The following is a 17,660-nucleotide window of genomic DNA, read 5'->3' as shown; positions in this document are numbered from 1 at the left end:
ATTTCAATCGTTTAAAACATCTAAAAAAGTTTAAAGCTGGTGATTTCCACGTGCGCAACTCTTTCCTTGAGTTGCGCACGCGCTATTTTGTCGCGGTTCAGACGCTTTTGATCAGGACAGAGACGCCCGGCAGTTCCTTGCCTTCCATCCATTCGAGGAAGGCACCACCGGCGGTCGAGACGTAAGAGAAGCTGTCTGCGACACCTGCATGGTTGAGCGCAGAAACCGTATCGCCACCACCCGCAACGGATACCAACTTGCCAGCCTTGGTCTGCTCGGCGGCAAATCTTGCAGCAGCAACTGTCGCTGTATCGAAGGGCGCGATTTCAAAAGCACCAAGCGGGCCGTTCCAGACGAGTGTGTGCGCGCGACCGATCCATTCATTGACGGCTGCGATCGACTTCGGGCCAACATCAAGCACCATGGCGTCGGCGGGAATGGCTTCGATATCGACCACTTCATTTTCCGCATTGGCCTTGAACTCGCGGGCAACCACGCCGTCTACCGGCAGAACGATGGCGCACTGCGCACTCGCCGCTTCGATCATGATCTGCTTTGCAGTGTCCGCCAGATCATGCTCGCAGAGCGACTTGCCGACAGAGGTGCCGCGGGCCGCGATGAAGGTATTGGCCATGCCACCACCGATCACGAGCGCATCCACCTTCTTCACAAGGTTCATCAGCAGATCGATCTTGGTCGAAACCTTGGCGCCGCCAACAATGGCGACAACCGGGCGCGCCGGATTGCCAAGACCCTTCTCAAGCGCCTCCAGTTCTTCCTGCATGGTGCGGCCTGCATAGGCGGGAAGATGGTGGGCCAGACCTTCCGTCGAGGAATGGGCGCGGTGTGCCGCCGAGAAGGCATCGTTGACGAAGATATCGCCATTGGCAGCAAGGGCTGCCGTAAAGTCGGCGTCGTTCTTTTCCTCGCCCTTGTGGAAACGGGTGTTTTCCAGAAGCAGGATGTCGCCGTTCTGCATTTTGGAAACCGCGGACGCCGCCGCTTCACCGATGCAGTCCTCGGCAAACAGAACGGCGTGATCCAGCACCTCTTCAACGGCGGGCACGATCAGCTTCAGGGACATATCGGCAACCGGCGCACCCTTGGGGCGGCCGAAATGCGCCAGCAGGATAACTTTTGCGCCCTTGCCGGACAGTTCGAGGATCGTCGGAGCGACACGCTCGATACGCGTTGCGTCCGTCACCTTTCCGTCCGAGACGGGAACATTGAGGTCCACGCGCACGAGAACGCGCTTGCCTGCGATATCGGAGAGGTCGTCCAGGGTCTTGAAGGCTGGCATTATGGCAATCCGTTTCGATGGTTGAAATTCGAAGCGGACCATACTCAACCTGCCGGACGGTGCAAGGCCCGTCGCCTTTTTCCTATCCCCGATTTTCCTGTCCGGGTATCGGCTTTCCCCGGTAACGGCGGATGAGATCGCGAATACGATGGGCGATTTCGCGCATGTTGATGAAGATGGGCAGACGCGTAGCGGGCTCGACAGGCTCCAGCGAGATACCGACGGAACTCACATGCTCATGCTCGTCCAGGTCCCGCACGATCAGGATGATGGATCCGAGACGCACCCGGTCCGCGTAATCCACCTTGCCGCCAAGCCGGTAGGTCATGAGATCGCCCACCGTCATGGCCTGTTCCGCCGTCGTCAGAAGGCCGGGACCATAGGCGGCATCCAGTTCCTTCGCGGGCCGTGACGGCGAGATGGCAAAGGCGCCGAAGAAGTCCGCATCGTCCTCGTCCACCGGCACGCGGCTGGCAAACAACCGGTCGAGCAGGCGCGAATAACCCGGCGCTATAAAAAGATAGACCTGGTCGTTCTCCCGCAACCGACCGGCATATTGGTAGCGCATGCTGCGGCCATCGCGAATGACGAGCGAGGGCATGGCCCAGCGCGGAATTCGTTCGCCCCGCAGGATGGGGCTGTCCTTGATGACACGGTAGGAGATGAGTTCATGATTGGCCCTGCCCGGTAGGTCCAGTTCCACTTTGTCCACCTCGCCCATTCGCGGCGGGATGATCAGGCCCAGCCGTTCGGCGACCGACCGGATGGTCCAGCCTTGCAGCAGCAGCGAGACGAGCACGATGATGAACGCGGTGTTGAAAAAGACATGCTGGTCGTCAATGCCGCCCAGAATCGGCATGATGCCGAGCAGGATGGAAACCGCACCACGCAAGCCGACCCAGGCCACAAAGCCGATTTCCTGCTGTGTAAAGTCGAACGGCAACAGACTGAGCCAGACGGCAATCGGCCGCGCGACGAAAATCAGGAAGAGCGCAAGCCCGATGGCAGGAAGCAGGATGGTGGGAAACTGCGAAGGGGTCGCCAGAAGCCCCAGCACCAGAAACATGATGATCTGCGCAAGCCAGGTAAGCCCGTCCTGGAAGCGGCGGATCGCTTCCTTGGCGAAGATGCGCTTGTTCCCGGCAAAAATACCCGCCACGTAAACCGCCAGAAAACCGCTGCCGCCCACCGCCCCGGTGAAGGAGAAGATCAGCATCGCCAAGCCCAGCACGAAGATGGGAGCAAGGCCTCGATCGACCGGCAATCGATTGAGCACGGAGACGATCATCAATCCGCCCAGCAGGCCAAGTGCCGTCCCCAACCCCATCTGCTTCACGAACATAGTGAGAAGATCGAGGTTGAAACCGGAGGTTCCATGTCCCGAGGCGATGAGTTCGACCAGCGCGATGGTGAGAAACACCGCCATCGGATCGTTGGTGCCGGATTCCACTTCCAGCGTTGAGCGCACCTTGTCACGAATATGCACTCCGCCAACGCGCAGAAGGAAGAAGACGGCAGCCGCATCGGTCGAGGCGACAATAGAGCCGAGCAGCATTCCGTGCAGCCAGTCGATGCCGAGCAGCAGGGACGCCGCAAAGGCGAATATGGCAGCCGTCAGGACCACGCCGACAGAAGCCATCGTCAAGGCAGGCGCAGCCGCGATCTTGAAAGAATGGAGCGATGTACCAAATCCGGAATCAAACAGGATGACGGCAAGCGCCAGCGAACCCAGCACATAGGCCATCGAGAAATTGCTGAAATTGATGCCGATCCCGTCCACTCCGGCAACGAGCCCGATCATCAAAAAGATCAGAAGAAGTGGCGCGCCAAACCGGAAGGCGAGCAGACTGGAGAAGGCGGCCGCGAGAACAAGCACCGTTCCCACCAGCACGACGACATAAAACGCCTCCAAAGATCCCGCCCCTCTCGCACCAACTGTCACCGAGCCTGCTTGTGCAGCCTCTCTTCACGATCTTTCCAGCCTAGCCTTGCGGTCGACAACCGAAAAGACAACGGCAACGGAAAGAAACCTTCGCTCCATTATGCATAGGCGTCGATGATTCGGGCAGCAGCAGGGCGGTCGCCGTAATGCGTGGGATGCCGATAAAATATATGAAAATACTAAAATAAAACATGCTTCGATTTTTAAAAATCTCCGTGACTGTGTCTTAACAGCCTTCGCCCAATATCCGGCGATAAAGCGACAGTAACATCATGTGATGGGATAGAACTGCCTTGCGTAAAACGAAAACTTCCTTTGCTCGGTGCGAGTCTGGCAATTTCGGCGTTCTGACAGCGATCGTTGTGCCCGTGCTTCTCCTCGCAGGCGGAGGCGCTCTTGACATCTATGCAGCCTACGATCAGCGCCAGCAGATGCAGGCGCATCTGGATGGCGGTCTTCTGGCGGCCGCCCGCGAAAGCGATCTGAGCAAGCAGCAGGATGTGACTGCCGACTTCATTGCTGCTTTCGACACAGCAAACGTTGATACGCAAGTCGACGGTGCCATGACCAATCGTCTGAAGGTGACCAGGAATGCGGATGGAAGCCTGACGGGGGTCTATTCGCAAGGCTACACCACTTCCTTCCTCGGCCTGATCGGGATGCCCACTCTGCCGCTCAGCGTAACGGCTACGGTCAACGGCGCGCCATCGACACCATCGACCTCCTCCACCACGACACAGACGACGCCCGGCTCTTGCCTTTATGTTCTTGGGAATCAGTCGCAGGCGGTGCTCATCAATTCGGGCGTCAGCCTCAAGTCGAACGCCTGTCGTGTCGATGTTCATTCAACCGCTGATCCCGCCTTCATCATGAATGGCGGATCGACCGTTGATACGGCAGAATTTTGCGTCAAAGGTACGAAGTATATCAAGAACGGCGGCACGCTCTCCAATCTGAAGACGGGCTGCGCGGTCAATCCCGATCCCTACCTCGGTAAATTCACCGAGCCTAAGCTGCCTTCTTCCTGCACCACCTCTGGCGTGCGGGATGGCAATATCTTCACATTCGAGCCCGGCATGCATTGCAATGTCACATTTAACGGAAGCCCGTCCGTCACCTTCAAGCCAGGCCTTCACATCATCAAGGGCAGAATGATCCTGAACTCCGGTTCCACGGTCACGGCAAATGGCGTGACCTTTTACTTTCCTGATGTCGATAGCGAAATCCGGGCGAACGGCGGATTGACCTTCACCGGCTCGCCCTCGACCAGCGGCGCCTACAAAGATATTCTGATGTTCGAAAAGACATCGGACGCAGCCAACAATAGCCGCAAGACGCAATACATCTTCAACGGTTCCAAGGGCGAAAACATCGAAGGCATCATCTATCTGCCCAACCGCGATGTGACCTATAACTCGACGACGAACCAGACAAGCAAGATCAGCATGGTGGTGAATTCCGTTATTATGAACACGTCGAAGTGGCGCATGGAGCCATTTACGCCATCCGCCACGGCGAGCACCACGACCTCCGCCTCGAACGGCAGCAGCACGTCAAACGTCGGGCGACTGGTCAAGTAAGCAGCCAGTACGGAAACCGGACATGAAAAAGGGCGCTTGCGGCGCCCTTTCTCGTTGATGGAATGGTTGCTGGCTCAGATGAGCTTTGCCATGGCAACAGCCGTATCGGACATACGGTTGGAGAAGCCCCACTCGTTGTCGTACCAGCTCAGAACACGCACGAAGTTTCCTTCCAGAACCTTCGTCTGGTCGAGCGCGAAGATCGAGGAATGGCTGTCGTGGTTGAAGTCACGCGAAACCAGCGGCTCATCCGTATAGCCGAGGATACCCTTCAGAGCACCGTTCGACGCAGCGATGATGGCATCGTTGATTTCCTTGGCGGTCGTATCGCGCTTGGCCACGAACTTGAAATCCACCACGGAAACATTCGGCGTCGGAACGCGGATCGACGTGCCGTCCAGCTTGCCCTTCAGGTGCGGAAGAACAAGGCCAACAGCCTTGGCAGCACCGGTCGAGGTCGGGATCATGGAAAGAGCTGCGGCGCGGGCGCGGTACAGATCCTTGTGCATGGTGTCGAGCGTCGGCTGGTCGCCCGTGTAGGAGTGGATCGTCGTCATGAAACCGTGGTCGATGCCGACAGCATCATCCAGAACCTTCACGACCGGCACGAGGCAGTTCGTGGTGCAGGAAGCGTTGGAGATAACCAGATGGTCCTTCGTCAGCTGATCGTGGTTGACACCGTAGACGACCGTCAGGTCCGCACCGTCAGCCGGAGCCGAAACGATGACGCGCTTTGCGCCAGCCGTCAGGTGAGCGGCAGCCTTGTCGCGAGCCGTGAAGATGCCCGTGCATTCCAGAGCGATGTCGACGCCCAGTTCCTTGTGCGGCAGCGTTGCCGGATCCTTGACTGCCGTGACCTTGATCGGCTTGCCACCGCCAACGGTAATCGTGTCGCCCTCGACCTTGACCTCTGCCGGGAACTTGCCATGGATGGAATCGTACCGCAGCAGGTGAGCATTGGTTTCAACCGGACCGAGATCGTTGATCGCAACAACTTCGATATCGGTGCGACCCGACTCGACGATGGCGCGGAGAACGTTGCGGCCGATGCGGCCGAAGCCGTTGATGGCAACCTTGACAGTCATGTGCATTAACTCCCTAGACTTGGGCTTATGGTGATGGAAAACGGGCGCCATCAGGCGCCCGGAATAATCAAAGCTTGGCTTCGGCGGCTGCAACGACAGCTTCGACCGTAATGCCGAAGTGCTTGTAGAGATCCTTGGCCGGACCGGAAGCGCCGAAGGACTTCATGCCGATGAAAGCGCCATCGTTTCCGATGAAGGCATCCCAGCCCTCGCGAACGCCTGCCTCGATGGCTATCTTGACCGGCGACTTGCCGAGGATCGCCTTGCGATAGTCTTCAGACTGCTCGAAGAACAGCTCGACGCACGGAACCGAAACAACACGGGTGGCAACACCCTTGGCTTCCAGAGCTTCAGCAGCCTTGACGGCAATCTCAACCTCAGAACCCGAGGCAAACAGGCTGACCTTCGCATCACTTGAAGAGACCAGTTCATAGGCTCCCGAAGCACAGAGGTTCTTCTCCTCATACTCCTTGCGGACCGGCATCAGGTTCTGACGGGTAAGCGCCAGACCGGAGGGACGATTCTTGTTCTGGAGCGCGATCTGCCAGCATTCTGCCGTTTCCGTCTCATCGGCTGGACGGAACAGAAGCAGGCCGGGGATGGCGCGCAGCGAAGCCACATGCTCGACCGGCTGGTGCGTGGGACCGTCTTCGCCGACGCCGATGGAATCGTGCGTCCACACATGAACGACGCGAATGCCCATGAGAGCAGCAAGACGAACCGATGGACGGCAGTAATCGGAGAAGATCAGGAAGCCGCCGGAATACGGAATAAGGCCGCCATGCAAGGCAATCCCGTTCATCGCTGCCGCCGTGGCATGCTCACGAATGCCGTAATGCATGTAGCGACCGGAGAAATCGTCCGGCGTGATTGCCTTCATCTGGCTGGTCTTGGTGTTGTTGGACGGCGTCAGGTCGGCAGAACCGCCCAGCGTTTCCGGCAGAAGACCGTTGATGACTTCAAGAACATCTTCGGAAGCCTTGCGCGTGGCAACGGTAGGATTATTGGCGGCAACCTTCTGCTTGAAGGCATCGATGGCGCTGTCAAAACCGCCCGGCAAGTCGCCTGCGAAACGGCGCACGAACTCGGCACGCTTTTCGGTCTCGGCAGCAGCCAGACGCTCTTCCCATTCCTTGCGTGCCTTGGTGGAACGCAGACCGGCCAGACGCCAGTTGTCCAGAACGTCGGCGGGAACGCTGAAAGCTTCCGCTTCCCAGTTGAGCGCCTTGCGGGTTGCCGCGATTTCTTCGGCACCGAGCGGCGAGCCGTGCACCTTGTGCGTGCCCTGCTTGTTGGGCGCGCCGAAACCGATGATGGTTTTGCAGGCTATGAAGGTTGGACGATCCGACTTCTGTGCCTGCTCGATCGCTGCGGCAATCGCATCCTGATCGTGGCCGTCAATCTCGATCGTGTTCCAGTTCACCGACTTGAAGCGGGCGATCTGGTTCGTAGAGTCAGACAGGGAGACCGCACCGTCGATGGTGATCTTGTTGTCGTCCCAGAAGACGACGAGCTTGTTGAGCTTCAGGTGACCGGCAAGCGCGATGGCTTCCTGGCTGATGCCTTCCATGAGGCAGCCGTCGCCGACCAGCGCATAAGTGAAATGGTTCTGCAGCTCGGAGCCGAATTCCTGCGCCAGCTTGCGCTCGGCAATGGCCATGCCAACCGCATTGGCAATGCCCTGACCGAGCGGACCCGTGGTCGTCTCGATGCCCGAGGCATGGCCGTATTCCGGATGGCCCGCCGTCTTGGAACCGAGCTGACGGAACTGCTTGATGTCTTCGATCGTCATATCCTCATATCCTGTCAGATACAGGAGAGAATAGAGAAGCATCGAGCCGTGACCGGCCGACAGCACGAAACGGTCGCGATCCGGCCAAAGCGGGTTCTTGGGATCGAACTTCAGGTAACGGCTGAACAGAACGGTTGCGACATCGGCCGCACCCATTGGCAGGCCTGGGTGCCCGGAGTTTGCCTTTTCGATCGCATCCATGGAGAGGAAACGGATCGCATTCGCCATCCGGTTATGTTTTTCGGCAGAGGTCATGGCTAGTCCGCTGGTTTGCAGTGTCAATCAAGCCCGTGAGTAGGACCAAACGAGGCGCGGGTGTTCCATATCAGGTGCAACGGCCAAGTCAATAAATGCCACCCGCGAACTGGGCTCGTTGCTGCATTTGATGTAGTCATAAAGTAGGATCTGTGGTCTTCACTTGAAAGGCCTAAAATGAGGATACCTTCGCTCTGGTCGAGAGACGTGATCCACAGCAAAGGCATGCCCACGCATGGCTCACTTTATTGACCGGAAATGACACGACGCCTAGTGTGCAATGCTTATGAGAGATATGGCGACCACGATTCGCAATCGCCATATCTTATGCCTTGTGACCCCGCGGGATGCCGGTGAGTAAAACCTTGGAAGCCACCATAGCCGAACTCTGGGCTGCCGTAAGCCGCCTTGAGACTGCCGTGGACATGCGCATGGAGCGTCAGCGGGAAGCCGCCGACGTGGAAAGTGAAGTGCGGCGCGTTCATGCCGATCGCGCACGTCTGGCACATGAGCTTGATCAATCGGAATTCCGCGCCAACCGGCTGGAAGAGGTCAACCGCGAAGTGTCACGCCGTCTGGTGACGGCGATGGAAACCATCCGTGCCGTTCTCGACCGGTAATCAGGCCGGTAATCAGGAAAGCAGGCGACAGCCATGGCTCAGGTAACGATCACCATAGACGGCAAAGCCTACCGCATGGCTTGCGAGGAAGGCCAGGAAGGCCACCTTGAAACGCTGGCCTCCCGTTTCGATCGCTATGTCGGCCACCTGAAAGGGCAGTTCGGCGAGATCGGAGACCTTCGCCTCACCGTCATGGCTGGAATCATGGTGATGGATGAACTGTCCGAACTCAACCGCCGCATCGCATCACTTGAGGGAGAGCTTGACGTTCTCAAAGCGGAGGGCAATGGTTTCGCCGAGGCACAGCACAAGAGCGAGGTCGCGATGATCCATACCCTCTCGGAACTTGCGGGACGCCTTGAAGGCATCACGGCAAAGCTCAATGCGCGGCCCGCTCAGAACCCGCCCAACTGATATCTCATCTATTTCCGTTCGCCCCTCTGGCGATCCCTCACCTTCTCGCTTATATTGTTGATGCGGTCTGCGCTTCCCGACAGGAACCACAATCCCTGGGGCCATACTCGATCCAAAGGGAGCTGTCCCTGACCAGGCCCGTGGGCCTGGACACACGGTGCCCACCTACTTTTGTAGGCACCCAGGATCGTAAATCTCCATCGGTCGCCGTGGATCGTACTTTCTTTGAAGGTTGAAAAACCTTGTGCGTGTAAAGCCTTGACTTTTCGCGCCCCAGGACCAACCACCCCGTTTGGGGTAGGGTTCTCTAATATATGCCATTCACGAATACAAAATTCGCGCGCTCGTCGCTTCTGATGCTGATGGTTGGCGCAGCCGTCCTGGCTGCCATCGTCTTATCATCCGTGTATCTGGCGCGCTCGACGCAAAGCTACTTTGCCGACGTCGTGCGCTTGCGCGACTTGAGAAGCTCCTCTGCGGACATGATGCTTTTGCTGCGGGCGGCAGAAGCCGGGCAGCGTGGCTTTCTGCTAAGCCGTGATCGAGAGTTTCTCGAACCGTACCTCGCAGCAACCGAGCGGGTTGCCGCGTCTCGAGCCCGTTTCCAGAAAGCCTATGACAGCCAGACAGCGGTGCACTTCCCGGTGGAGCAGTTCAACACCTTGCTCGATGCCAAGCTGGCTGAAATGAAACGCACGCTTGATCTCGCCGAGGCGGACCGATTTGACGAGGCGATCACGCTCGTTCGCGAAGCCACCGGCCGCGAGATCATGGACAGTATCAGCAGCCTGCTCATCACCCTGATCCGAGATCTGGATGTAAGACTGAGCACCGGGATCCAGGAACTCAGTGGCACCGCTGGCACACTGCAATGGGCGACGGTGGGCGGCGGTATCGTCATCATGATCGTTGTAGGCGGCGCCATTCTGGTCGTCGTTCAGCATGTTCGAGAGCTTTCGCGCGCGCATCGCGAGGTGGAAGCGCTGAATGCAGGGCTGGAAGAGCGTGTCAATGAACGGACCGAGGATCTCATGCAGGCAAACCGGGAAATTCAGCGGTATGCCTATATCGTCAGCCATGATCTGCGTGCGCCCCTTGTCAATATCATGGGCTTCACCAGCGAACTGGATCAGACGCTGAAATCGATCCGCGCCTATGTTCTGGCCGATGGCGACAAGCTGACGGACGATCAAATCCAGCAGGCACGCCTCGCCGTGGAGGAGGATCTGCCGGAAGCAATCTCCTTCATCCGCTCCTCCACGAAGAAGATGGACGGGCTCATCAACGCCATCCTCAAAATCTCGCGCGATGGACGCAGGGAACTGAAGCCGGAACCGGTGAACCTGCAGGAGCTTCTGGAAGCAACGGCGGCCAGCATCAACCATCAGGTGACCGATGGCGATGGTGAGGTCAGCATCTCCGTGCAGGCGGCGCGCAACCTGGTGACCGACAAGTTCTCACTCGAACAGATCTTCGGCAATCTCTTCGATAACGCAGTGAAATACAAAAGCCCGCAGCGTTCGTTGCAACTGGTCGTCAAAGCCTATGCTGTCGGTCGCACCGCGCTCCGCATCGAAGTGCAGGACAATGGTCGAGGCATCGCGCCGGAAGATCACGAACGGGTCTTCGAACTCTTTCGTCGTTCAGGACTGCAGGACAATCCGGGCGAAGGCATCGGCCTCGCCCATGTTAGATCATTGGTTAGAAATTTAGGAGGTGAGATTACGGTCGCCTCCACGCTTGGCGGCGGCTCAACCTTCATTGTGCGCCTGCCGATGGATCTTTCCCAGTATGTCAGGAGTCACGGGGTATGAAAGCTGCAGGACGCGAAGTCACAATCGTCATGGTCGAGGATGACGAAGGCCATGCCCGCCTTATTGAAAAGAATGTGCGCCGGGCGGGCGTCAACAACGAGATCATCCCCTTTACCAACGGGAACGCCGCTCTCGACTATATTCTCGGCCCAGACCGGACCGGCGACAATATTCAGAACAGGTACATCCTGATCCTTCTCGACCTGAACCTGCCGGACATGTCCGGCATCGATATCCTGGAGAAGGTGAAGTCCAACCCGCATGCCAAGCGCCTGCCGGTGGTGATCCTGACGACGACGGATGACGAGCGCGAGATTCAGCGCTGCTACGATCTCGGCGCCAATGTTTACATTACCAAGCCCGTGGATTACGACAGTTTTGCCAATGCCATCCGGCAGTTGGGCCTGTTTTTTTCCGTCATGCAGATCCCTTGATGTCGCGTGGAGACAATGTCGCAGACCATCCTCTACGTTGACGACGATGCAGCGCTCGGCCGCCTTGCCCAGCGTTCGCTCGGTCGCGTCGGCTATACGGTGGAGCATGTCATGGACGGCGCCGCCTGCCTCGCGGCACTGGACACCAGCCATTACGATGCCATTGTCCTCGATCATTATCTGCGATCGGAAACAGGTCTCGACATTCTGCGTATGCTGAAGGAACGCGGTCTCTCGATCCCGACAATCTACGTGACGGGATCGAGCGAGGCGACGATTGCCGTCGATGCGCTGAAGAGCGGTGCCGCAGATTATGTGATCAAGACTGTCGGCGAGGAATTCTGGTCGCTGATGGAAAGCGCGCTGCGCCAGGCCATTGCCACAGCGGAACTGCATCGGGCGAAAGAGCTTGCGGAACAGGAAATCCGCCGCGGCAAAGAACGCGCGGAAGTTCTGCTGGCAGAGGTCAACCACCGGGTTGCCAACAGTCTGGCGCTGGTGGCAGCCCTTATTCGCCTTCAGGTGACGAGCAGCAAGGATGAGGCAGTGCGCGACGCGCTGACCGAAACGCAGGCCCGCATCACCGCCATCGCAGGCATGCATCGCAGCCTCTATACATCCGACGATGTACGGCATGTGGAAATGGACAAGTATCTTGCCACTTTGGTGCAGGAGGTTCACCGCTCCGTCAATCTCGGTAGCGAAGGCCCCTCCATTTCGCTGGATGCCGATGCCGTATCACTGACGTCGGATCGTGCGGTCTCCGTTGGCATGATTGTGACCGAACTTCTGACCAACGCCCTGAAATATGCGTACCCGATGGGCGCTGGCGGCGAGGTGCGGGTGCATCTGAAACGTACAGGCGATGCAAACGCCCTGCTGGCAGTGGAAGATGACGGCATTGGTCTCATCGAAGGATCAACCCCCAAGGGAACAGGGCTTGGCAGCCGCATCATCCGTTCCATGGCGGCAACACTTGGAAGTTCCATCGCCTATGCGGACGTCACACGCGGAACGCGTGCCGAACTTGCCCTTGAACTCGGACAAACTGGCTGAGCGCATTGCCAAGGCGCAACGCCACCGATAATATCCGGCTCCTAACGTCAGCCGTGGCCGTCATAATGGAACCGAAACAGCTTCCAAGTGTTTGCGCGGCGGGGTCGACCGGATGTTCGAGTCGGCCCGGGATCACTGTGCTTTTTCAAAGCTGCTCGGATCCCTGGCGCAACCAATGAGAGTCACTTGTTAACCGAAATATCCATCGTCGTTCTTCTCACCATCCTCAACGGCGTACTGGCCATGTCCGAACTGGCTGTCGTTTCCTCCCGTGCCGTGCGCCTGAAGGTCATGGCAGAACAGGGCAACAGAGGGGCCGCTCAGGCCATCAAGCTGGCGGAAGACCCTGGCCGTTTCCTTTCCTCCGTTCAAATTGGCATCACGCTCGTCGGCGTCCTTTCAGGCGCTTTCTCCGGTGCAACCCTTGGAGCGCGCTTGTCGGACTGGCTTCTGTCCATGGGCCTTCCCGAAGGCTGGGCAGATGGTCTGGGCGTCGGCTCGGTCGTTGTGGCCATTACCTATCTTTCGCTGATTGTTGGCGAACTGGTGCCGAAACAGATCGCGCTTCGAGCGCCGGAAACGGTTGCGGCACGCGTTGCACCGATGATGGTGCTTCTGTCGAAGCTCGCGCTTCCCCTGGTGTGGCTGCTCGACGCGTCCGGTCGAAGCGTTCTGGCGCTACTGGGCCAGAAGGGCGAATCCGAGGAGAGAATGACCGATGAGGAAATTCGGACCGTCCTCGCCGAAGCACAGATCGCCGGCGTGATCGAGACCGAAGAATCGGCCATGATCTCAGGCGTCATGCGCCTTGCAGACCGCACCGCCCGCGGCTTGATGACCCCTCGCCGCGATGTGGAAGTCATCGACATCGAGGACGATCCGGCGGAAATCCGCGCGCAGCTCAGGAACACGCAAAAATCCCGGCTACCCGTCCGCAACGGCTCGTCCGATGAGATCCTCGGCGTCCTTTTCGTCAAGGATGCTTATGAGGCGATCGCCGAAGGCAAGGACCCGGACATTCGCAACCGCATGCGCGAGGCACCCGTGGTCTCCGATCTCACCGGCGCAATCGACGTGATCCAGGCCCTGCGCAAGTCCAGCGCCCATATGGTTCTGGTCTATGACGAGTATGGCCATTTCGAAGGCATTGTAACCTCCGGCGATATTCTGGAAGCCATCACCGGTGTATTCCAGGAGGATGAGGTCGAAGAGCCCGCAATCGTCCAGCGGGACGACGGTTCCTTCCTGGTGGCTGGCTGGATGCCGGTCGATGAGTTCGCCCATCAGATGGGCTTCTCCATGAAGGAAGATCCGGATTACGAGACCGTTGCCGGCTTCGTTCTGGATGAGTTGAAGCACCTGCCTGAACTCGGTGAGCGCTTTAACTGGAACGGCTGGTCCTTCGAAGTCATCGATCTTGATGGCAGGCGCATCGACAAGCTTCTGGTGCAGAAGGCAGCGGTCGAAGCATGACGGGCAATGTCGAGGCGAAGGCTCTTCTGAGAGCGGAACGGCTGGCAGCCCGCAATCTGCTGTCCGCCGACGAACGCATCGAGAAGAGCCTGACAATCGCCGAGACTGGCCTCAATACACTGGAACTCGAGCCGGGCATGATCGTGTCCGGCTTTTTCCCGATCCGGTCCGAGGCGGATATCAGACCGCTGATGGCAGGCCTCAAGTCACGCGGAGCCATTCTTTGCCTGCCGGTTATCCTCGACAAGACGACCATTGTTTTTCGCGAACTGCATGCGGACCGCCCCTTGGTGCCGATGGGGTTCGGCACCTTCGGTCCGGGTGCAGACTGCGCGGAGCTGGACCCTTCGCTGATGCTCGTACCCCTGGCAGCCTTTGACAGGAATGGCCATCGCATTGGTTACGGCGGCGGCTATTACGACCGCGCAATCGACCGTTTGCACAGGAAAGGCTTGCATCCGCGCCTGATCGGCATTGCCTTCGATTGCCAGGAAGTGGCATCAGTACCCGCAGAACCTCACGATATGCGTCTTCACGGCATCCTCACAGAAAGTGGCCTGAGACGCCTGAACAGCTGAACGGATTAGCATGCGACTTCTCTTTCTCGGCGACATGGTAGGCAAGACCGGACGCACCGCCGTCTGGGATCGTCTTCCCGGCCTCATCTCGGACCTCAAGCTCGATTTCGTCATCGTCAACGGCGAGAACGCTGCGGGCGGCTTTGGCATCACCGAAGATATCTATCTCGAGACGATCAATGCCGGAGCCGATGTGGTGACCACCGGCAACCATGTCTGGGATCAGAAGGAAGCCGTTTCCTTTGCCGGCCGACACGATCAGTTCCTGCGCCCTGCCAATTATCCGGCTGGCACACCCGGTCGCGGCTCCGGCCTGTTCTACGCCCGCAACGGCGCGCGCGTGCTGGTCGCCAACATCATGGGCCGCGTCTTCATGCATCCGGAACTGGATGATCCCTTCAAGAGCGCAGAAGCCATTCTCGACGCCTGCCCCCTTAAAGAACAGGCGGATGCCATCGTCTTCGATTTCCATGCGGAAGCAACAAGCGAGAAGCAGTGCTTCGGACATTTTGTCGATGGTCGGGCAAGTTTTGTCGTCGGGACACATACCCATGTTCCAACGGCCGACCACCAGATTCTGAACGGCGGCACCGCCTATATGTCCGATGCCGGCATGTGCGGCGATTACGATTCATCTCTCGGCATGGAAAAGGAAGAGCCGCTGAACCGCTTTATCTCAAAGATGCCGAAGGGCCGCTTTGAGGCAGCCAGCGGTCCCGCAACGCTATGTGGCGTTGGCGTAGAAATTTCAGACAGCACCGGGCTTGCGGAAAAGATTGCGCCGCTTCGCATCGGCCCTCGCCTGCAGGAAGCCATTCCCGAATTCTGGAGGTAACGACGAGATGAGCATCTTCGACGATGATCGCCCGAAAAAGGTAACGCAACACGAAATCGGCTGCGACCTCTCGCTCTTGTCGGCTGACGAACTGGACAAGCGCGTTGCTTTGCTAGAGGCGGAAATCGTCCGGCTAAAGGCAGAGCGCGCTCAGAAGGATGCCGGGCGACGGGCGGCGGAAGACTTCTTCAAGCGGTGAGACAAAGCGCCTCATCCCGCTTCATGTTTGCAACCGTACGAATCACTTCAGCTGATTTTCGCCCTGAAGTGGCGCAGATTTTCTTTGAGAGACAGATCTGGCTCAAACTAGAATGGCCGCTCGCGAAGAATTTATACTGCGTGTAAACCTATTAATCAGCCATTAAGCATTTTCAGTAATGATGTGTTTGACCGGGTTTCCTGGTCTCAGACAGTTTCTCCAATCGGCGATTTGGTCTGATTCTCCCTGTTTTACCTTGAGAGCCGCTCCCGCGGCTCTTTTTTTTGTTCCAATGCTTGTAAACTGTGGGAATTAACCCTTCTTTAAGAAACGCCTTGCGGAATTGCGCTAGTGGGATCATCTTCTGTTGCAGAAAGCGAGAGCGGAACCTTCTAAGTGGTTTCGTCATTGCCTGATCAAGTGGATGCGTTAGCAGGATTATCTCGATGTCAGAACAGGTATTGAATACCGTCAGTTTCGCAGGCCGCGCCGCTAGCTCGTCGCAGTTCAAGGCGTTGTACACCGAAGGCATGTCTCTGGTTGAAGAAACCGCCGCCTATCTGGATGGCCCGGGCCGTGCAGCCTCAAAGGTCTTGCCGCGCGTTGCAACGGTTCTCTACGCAGCGGAATCCATGCGCCTCACCACGCGTCTGATGCAGATGGCATCCTGGCTGCTGTTGCAGCGCGCCGTCAACAACGGCGAGATGAGCTATGATCAGGTGCTTGCGGAGAAGAACAAGGTTCGCCTCGACGGTTTCAACGTCGATCGCATGGCTCCGGGTTGGGGCGATCTTCCTGAAGCCTTCCGTGATCTTGTCGAGCGTTCGCTGCGCCTGCAGAACCGCGTTGCGCTTCTCGATCGCGAAATCTACCGCCCGCAGGAAGCCATTGTTCCGGACAACGAAAACAGCGTTCGCGCCCAGCTTGATCTTCTGCGGACTGCGTTCAAGGGCGCTTGAGCTCAAACATTAATACATGAAGGAGCCGCGATGCCTATGAAAGGTGACGCGGCTTTTTCTTTGAACTGATCAATCTTGTCAGGGTTGGGCAACGGTTGCCTTTACCGTCGCCGTTTTTGCCGGAGCAACGACATCCGCACCGGGACGCTTTGCGACAGCCGCAGGATCAGCCGGCAGGAAGCGGTCAAGAAGCGCCTTCATTGTCTCATCCCGTTCCTGCGCCGTCTTTCCGCCCAGCACGACGCCGACGAGACTGCGCCCTCCCCGCGAGACCGAAGTCACCAGATTGTAGCCAGATGCATCCGTATAGCCTGTCTTGATCCCGCTGGCGCCCGGATAGCTATTCAGCACGCCGTTATGGCCGCGGATCTTCATGCTACGGAACTGTATGGACCGCGCGGAGAACATCTTGAAGTCTTCAGGGAAGTCGCGCATCAGCGCCATGCCAAGCTTCGCCATGTCGGCGGCGGTTGTGACCTGCTCTGGGTCGGGAAGCCCTGCGGGATTCTTGAAGACGGTGTTCGCCATGCCAAGCTGGCGCGCCTTTGCCGTCATCAACTTGCCAAACCCTTCCTCGGTGCCGCCGAAATATTCACCCATGGCGGTTGCGGCATCATTGGCGGAAATCACGATCATGCCTTCCACCGCCTCGCGCACGCTGATCGTGTTTCCGGCGCCGATCGCAAACTTGTACGGCTCCTTGTTGTTGGCATTCTCGGAGATCTTGATCCGGTCCGTCCATTTCAACTTGCCGGAGTGAAGCGCCTCGAACGTCATGTAGAGCGTCATCATCTTCGTGAGTGAAGCCGGATAATGCAGCTCCGTCGAACGATCCGCTTCCAGCACCTGGCCGGTCCTTACATCAATGACCAGGCTGGCCTGATTGCCTTCGGCATGAACCGGTGCGGTGGAAATAAGCAGTGAGCCTGCGACCAAGAGTGAGGTCAGCGACCGCGAAAAAGCAAAAGACATAAGCATTCTCTTCATGTTGCGAAAACCGGTGAACCGGCTTGCGGACAAAAAAGAAAACCGCCCGGAAGCTTTCGCCTCGGGCGGCAGGATATCGTCAGATGACCGGATGCACGATCCGGCTCAAGATCAGAGGCCGAGGCCGCCGAAGCGCTTGTTGAACTTGGAAACGCGGCCACCGCGGTCCATCAGCTGCTGGCTGCCGCCGGTCCATGCCGGATGGGACTTGGAGTCGATTTCCAGGTTCATCACTGCACCTTCCGAACCCCACGTGGAGAAGGTTTCGTATTCGGTGCCGTCAGTCATGACAACCTTGATCTTGTGGTAGTCGGGATGGATGTTCGCCTTCATGACA

The 17,660-nt window shown here is 58.1% G+C and carries 17 protein-coding genes and 1 other RNA gene; 12 read left to right on the top strand and 6 right to left on the bottom strand.

Features of this window, described 5'->3' with window-relative positions; all coding sequences use genetic code 11:
* Positions 1–97: 97 nt before the first annotated feature.
* Together E8M78_RS02590 and E8M78_RS02585 are read right to left on the bottom strand one after the other, a co-directional pair.
* On the bottom strand, positions 98–1,300 hold the full coding sequence (locus E8M78_RS02590; protein WP_137133561.1) for a phosphoglycerate kinase: 1,203 nt from the start codon (positions 1,298–1,300) through the stop codon (positions 98–100).
* An 82-nt stretch (positions 1,301–1,382) separates the two neighbouring features.
* Positions 1,383–3,212, bottom strand: coding sequence for a potassium/proton antiporter (locus tag E8M78_RS02585; protein WP_137133599.1), 1,830 nt, complete (start codon positions 3,210–3,212; stop codon positions 1,383–1,385).
* Between the two features lie 323 nt (positions 3,213–3,535).
* On the opposite strand from E8M78_RS02585, the gene E8M78_RS02580 reads away from it, so the two are divergent.
* Complete coding sequence (locus E8M78_RS02580) at positions 3,536–4,822, top strand: TadE/TadG family type IV pilus assembly protein (protein WP_137133560.1); 1,287 nt, start codon at positions 3,536–3,538, stop codon at positions 4,820–4,822.
* A gap of 74 nt (positions 4,823–4,896) precedes the next feature.
* On the opposite strand, the gene gap is transcribed toward E8M78_RS02580, so the two are convergent.
* Both gap and tkt read right to left on the bottom strand, forming a co-directional pair.
* Positions 4,897–5,907: a type I glyceraldehyde-3-phosphate dehydrogenase gene (gene gap / locus E8M78_RS02575; RefSeq protein ID WP_137133559.1), complete on the bottom strand. Its 1,011-nt coding sequence runs from the start codon at positions 5,905–5,907 to the stop codon at positions 4,897–4,899.
* A 67-nt stretch (positions 5,908–5,974) separates the two neighbouring features.
* Positions 5,975–7,954: a transketolase gene (tkt, locus tag E8M78_RS02570; protein ID WP_137133558.1), complete on the bottom strand. Its 1,980-nt coding sequence runs from the start codon at positions 7,952–7,954 to the stop codon at positions 5,975–5,977.
* 347 nt (positions 7,955–8,301) lie between these two features.
* Here tkt and E8M78_RS02565 point away from each other — a divergent pair, with 347 nt between their 5' ends.
* From E8M78_RS02565 to E8M78_RS02515, 11 genes are all read left to right on the top strand, one after another.
* Entirely contained in the window at positions 8,302–8,574 is a 273-nt protein-coding gene (locus tag E8M78_RS02565; RefSeq protein ID WP_062555685.1) for a DUF4164 domain-containing protein, read from the top strand.
* 33 nt (positions 8,575–8,607) lie between these two features.
* Positions 8,608–8,988, top strand: a complete 381-nt coding sequence (locus tag E8M78_RS02560; RefSeq protein WP_137133557.1) for a cell division protein ZapA — start codon at positions 8,608–8,610, stop codon at positions 8,986–8,988.
* Between the two features lie 61 nt (positions 8,989–9,049).
* Positions 9,050–9,208, top strand: a non-coding RNA gene (ssrS, locus tag E8M78_RS02555) — 6S RNA.
* 94 nt (positions 9,209–9,302) lie between these two features.
* Entirely contained in the window at positions 9,303–10,802 is a 1,500-nt protein-coding gene (locus E8M78_RS02550; RefSeq protein ID WP_137133556.1) for an ATP-binding protein, read from the top strand.
* On the top strand, positions 10,799–11,236 hold the full coding sequence (locus E8M78_RS02545) for a response regulator (RefSeq protein ID WP_062555687.1): 438 nt from the start codon (positions 10,799–10,801) through the stop codon (positions 11,234–11,236). The genes E8M78_RS02550 and E8M78_RS02545 overlap by 4 nt, the downstream gene beginning before the upstream one ends.
* A 15-nt stretch (positions 11,237–11,251) precedes the next feature.
* Positions 11,252–12,292 (top strand): histidine kinase dimerization/phosphoacceptor domain -containing protein, encoded by a 1,041-nt coding sequence (locus E8M78_RS02540; protein ID WP_137133555.1) that lies wholly within the window; start codon positions 11,252–11,254, stop codon positions 12,290–12,292.
* Between the two features lie 186 nt (positions 12,293–12,478).
* The gene (locus E8M78_RS02535; protein WP_137133554.1) at positions 12,479–13,765 is read left to right on the top strand and encodes a hemolysin family protein; all 1,287 of its coding nucleotides are present in this window, start codon (positions 12,479–12,481) and stop codon (positions 13,763–13,765) included.
* Entirely contained in the window at positions 13,762–14,343 is a 582-nt protein-coding gene (locus E8M78_RS02530) for a 5-formyltetrahydrofolate cyclo-ligase (RefSeq protein ID WP_137133553.1), read from the top strand. Before E8M78_RS02535 ends, E8M78_RS02530 begins: the two co-directional genes overlap by 4 nt.
* 10 nt (positions 14,344–14,353) lie before the next feature.
* Positions 14,354–15,178 (top strand): TIGR00282 family metallophosphoesterase, encoded by an 825-nt coding sequence (locus E8M78_RS02525; RefSeq protein ID WP_137133552.1) that lies wholly within the window; start codon positions 14,354–14,356, stop codon positions 15,176–15,178.
* 7 nt (positions 15,179–15,185) lie between these two features.
* Positions 15,186–15,377, top strand: coding sequence for a DUF1192 domain-containing protein (locus E8M78_RS02520; RefSeq protein ID WP_062555691.1), 192 nt, complete (start codon positions 15,186–15,188; stop codon positions 15,375–15,377).
* Between the two features lie 446 nt (positions 15,378–15,823).
* Entirely contained in the window at positions 15,824–16,336 is a 513-nt protein-coding gene (locus tag E8M78_RS02515; protein ID WP_062555692.1) for a DUF1465 family protein, read from the top strand.
* 78 nt (positions 16,337–16,414) lie between these two features.
* Here E8M78_RS02515 and E8M78_RS02510 read toward each other — a convergent pair whose 3' ends face one another.
* The gene (locus E8M78_RS02510) at positions 16,415–17,308 is read right to left on the bottom strand and encodes a D-alanyl-D-alanine carboxypeptidase family protein (protein WP_137133551.1); all 894 of its coding nucleotides are present in this window, start codon (positions 17,306–17,308) and stop codon (positions 16,415–16,417) included.
* A gap of 126 nt (positions 17,309–17,434) precedes the next feature.
* Positions 17,435–17,656 carry a 50S ribosomal protein L31 gene (gene rpmE / locus E8M78_RS02505; protein WP_062555693.1) on the bottom strand — a complete coding sequence of 74 codons (222 nt, stop codon included), beginning with the start codon at positions 17,654–17,656 and terminating at the stop codon, positions 17,435–17,437.
* Between the last annotated feature and the right edge of the window lie 4 nt (positions 17,657–17,660).

The sequence above is a fragment of the Rhizobium sp. FKY42 genome (assembly GCF_005222835.1).
Classification (GTDB): domain Bacteria; phylum Pseudomonadota; class Alphaproteobacteria; order Rhizobiales; family Rhizobiaceae; genus Neorhizobium.
This window is presented reverse-complemented; position numbering and strand designations above follow the sequence as displayed.

Coding starts and splice junctions, on each gene's coding strand:
- E8M78_RS02590 (WP_137133561.1), bottom strand. CDS start 1,300: ATGCCAGCCTTCAAGACCCTGGACGACCTCTCCGATATCGCAGGCAAG.
- gap (WP_137133559.1), bottom strand. CDS start 5,907: ATGACTGTCAAGGTTGCCATCAACGGCTTCGGCCGCATCGGCCGCAAC.
- tkt (WP_137133558.1), bottom strand. CDS start 7,954: ATGACCTCTGCCGAAAAACATAACCGGATGGCGAATGCGATCCGTTTC.
- E8M78_RS02565 (WP_062555685.1), top strand. CDS start 8,302: ATGCCGGTGAGTAAAACCTTGGAAGCCACCATAGCCGAACTCTGGGCT.
- E8M78_RS02560 (WP_137133557.1), top strand. CDS start 8,608: ATGGCTCAGGTAACGATCACCATAGACGGCAAAGCCTACCGCATGGCT.
- E8M78_RS02550 (WP_137133556.1), top strand. CDS start 9,303: ATGCCATTCACGAATACAAAATTCGCGCGCTCGTCGCTTCTGATGCTG.
- E8M78_RS02545 (WP_062555687.1), top strand. CDS start 10,799: ATGAAAGCTGCAGGACGCGAAGTCACAATCGTCATGGTCGAGGATGAC.
- E8M78_RS02540 (WP_137133555.1), top strand. CDS start 11,252: ATGTCGCAGACCATCCTCTACGTTGACGACGATGCAGCGCTCGGCCGC.
- E8M78_RS02530 (WP_137133553.1), top strand. CDS start 13,762: ATGACGGGCAATGTCGAGGCGAAGGCTCTTCTGAGAGCGGAACGGCTG.
- E8M78_RS02525 (WP_137133552.1), top strand. CDS start 14,354: ATGCGACTTCTCTTTCTCGGCGACATGGTAGGCAAGACCGGACGCACC.
- E8M78_RS02520 (WP_062555691.1), top strand. CDS start 15,186: ATGAGCATCTTCGACGATGATCGCCCGAAAAAGGTAACGCAACACGAA.
- E8M78_RS02515 (WP_062555692.1), top strand. CDS start 15,824: ATGTCAGAACAGGTATTGAATACCGTCAGTTTCGCAGGCCGCGCCGCT.
- E8M78_RS02510 (WP_137133551.1), bottom strand. CDS start 17,308: ATGTCTTTTGCTTTTTCGCGGTCGCTGACCTCACTCTTGGTCGCAGGC.
- rpmE (WP_062555693.1), bottom strand. CDS start 17,656: ATGAAGGCGAACATCCATCCCGACTACCACAAGATCAAGGTTGTCATG.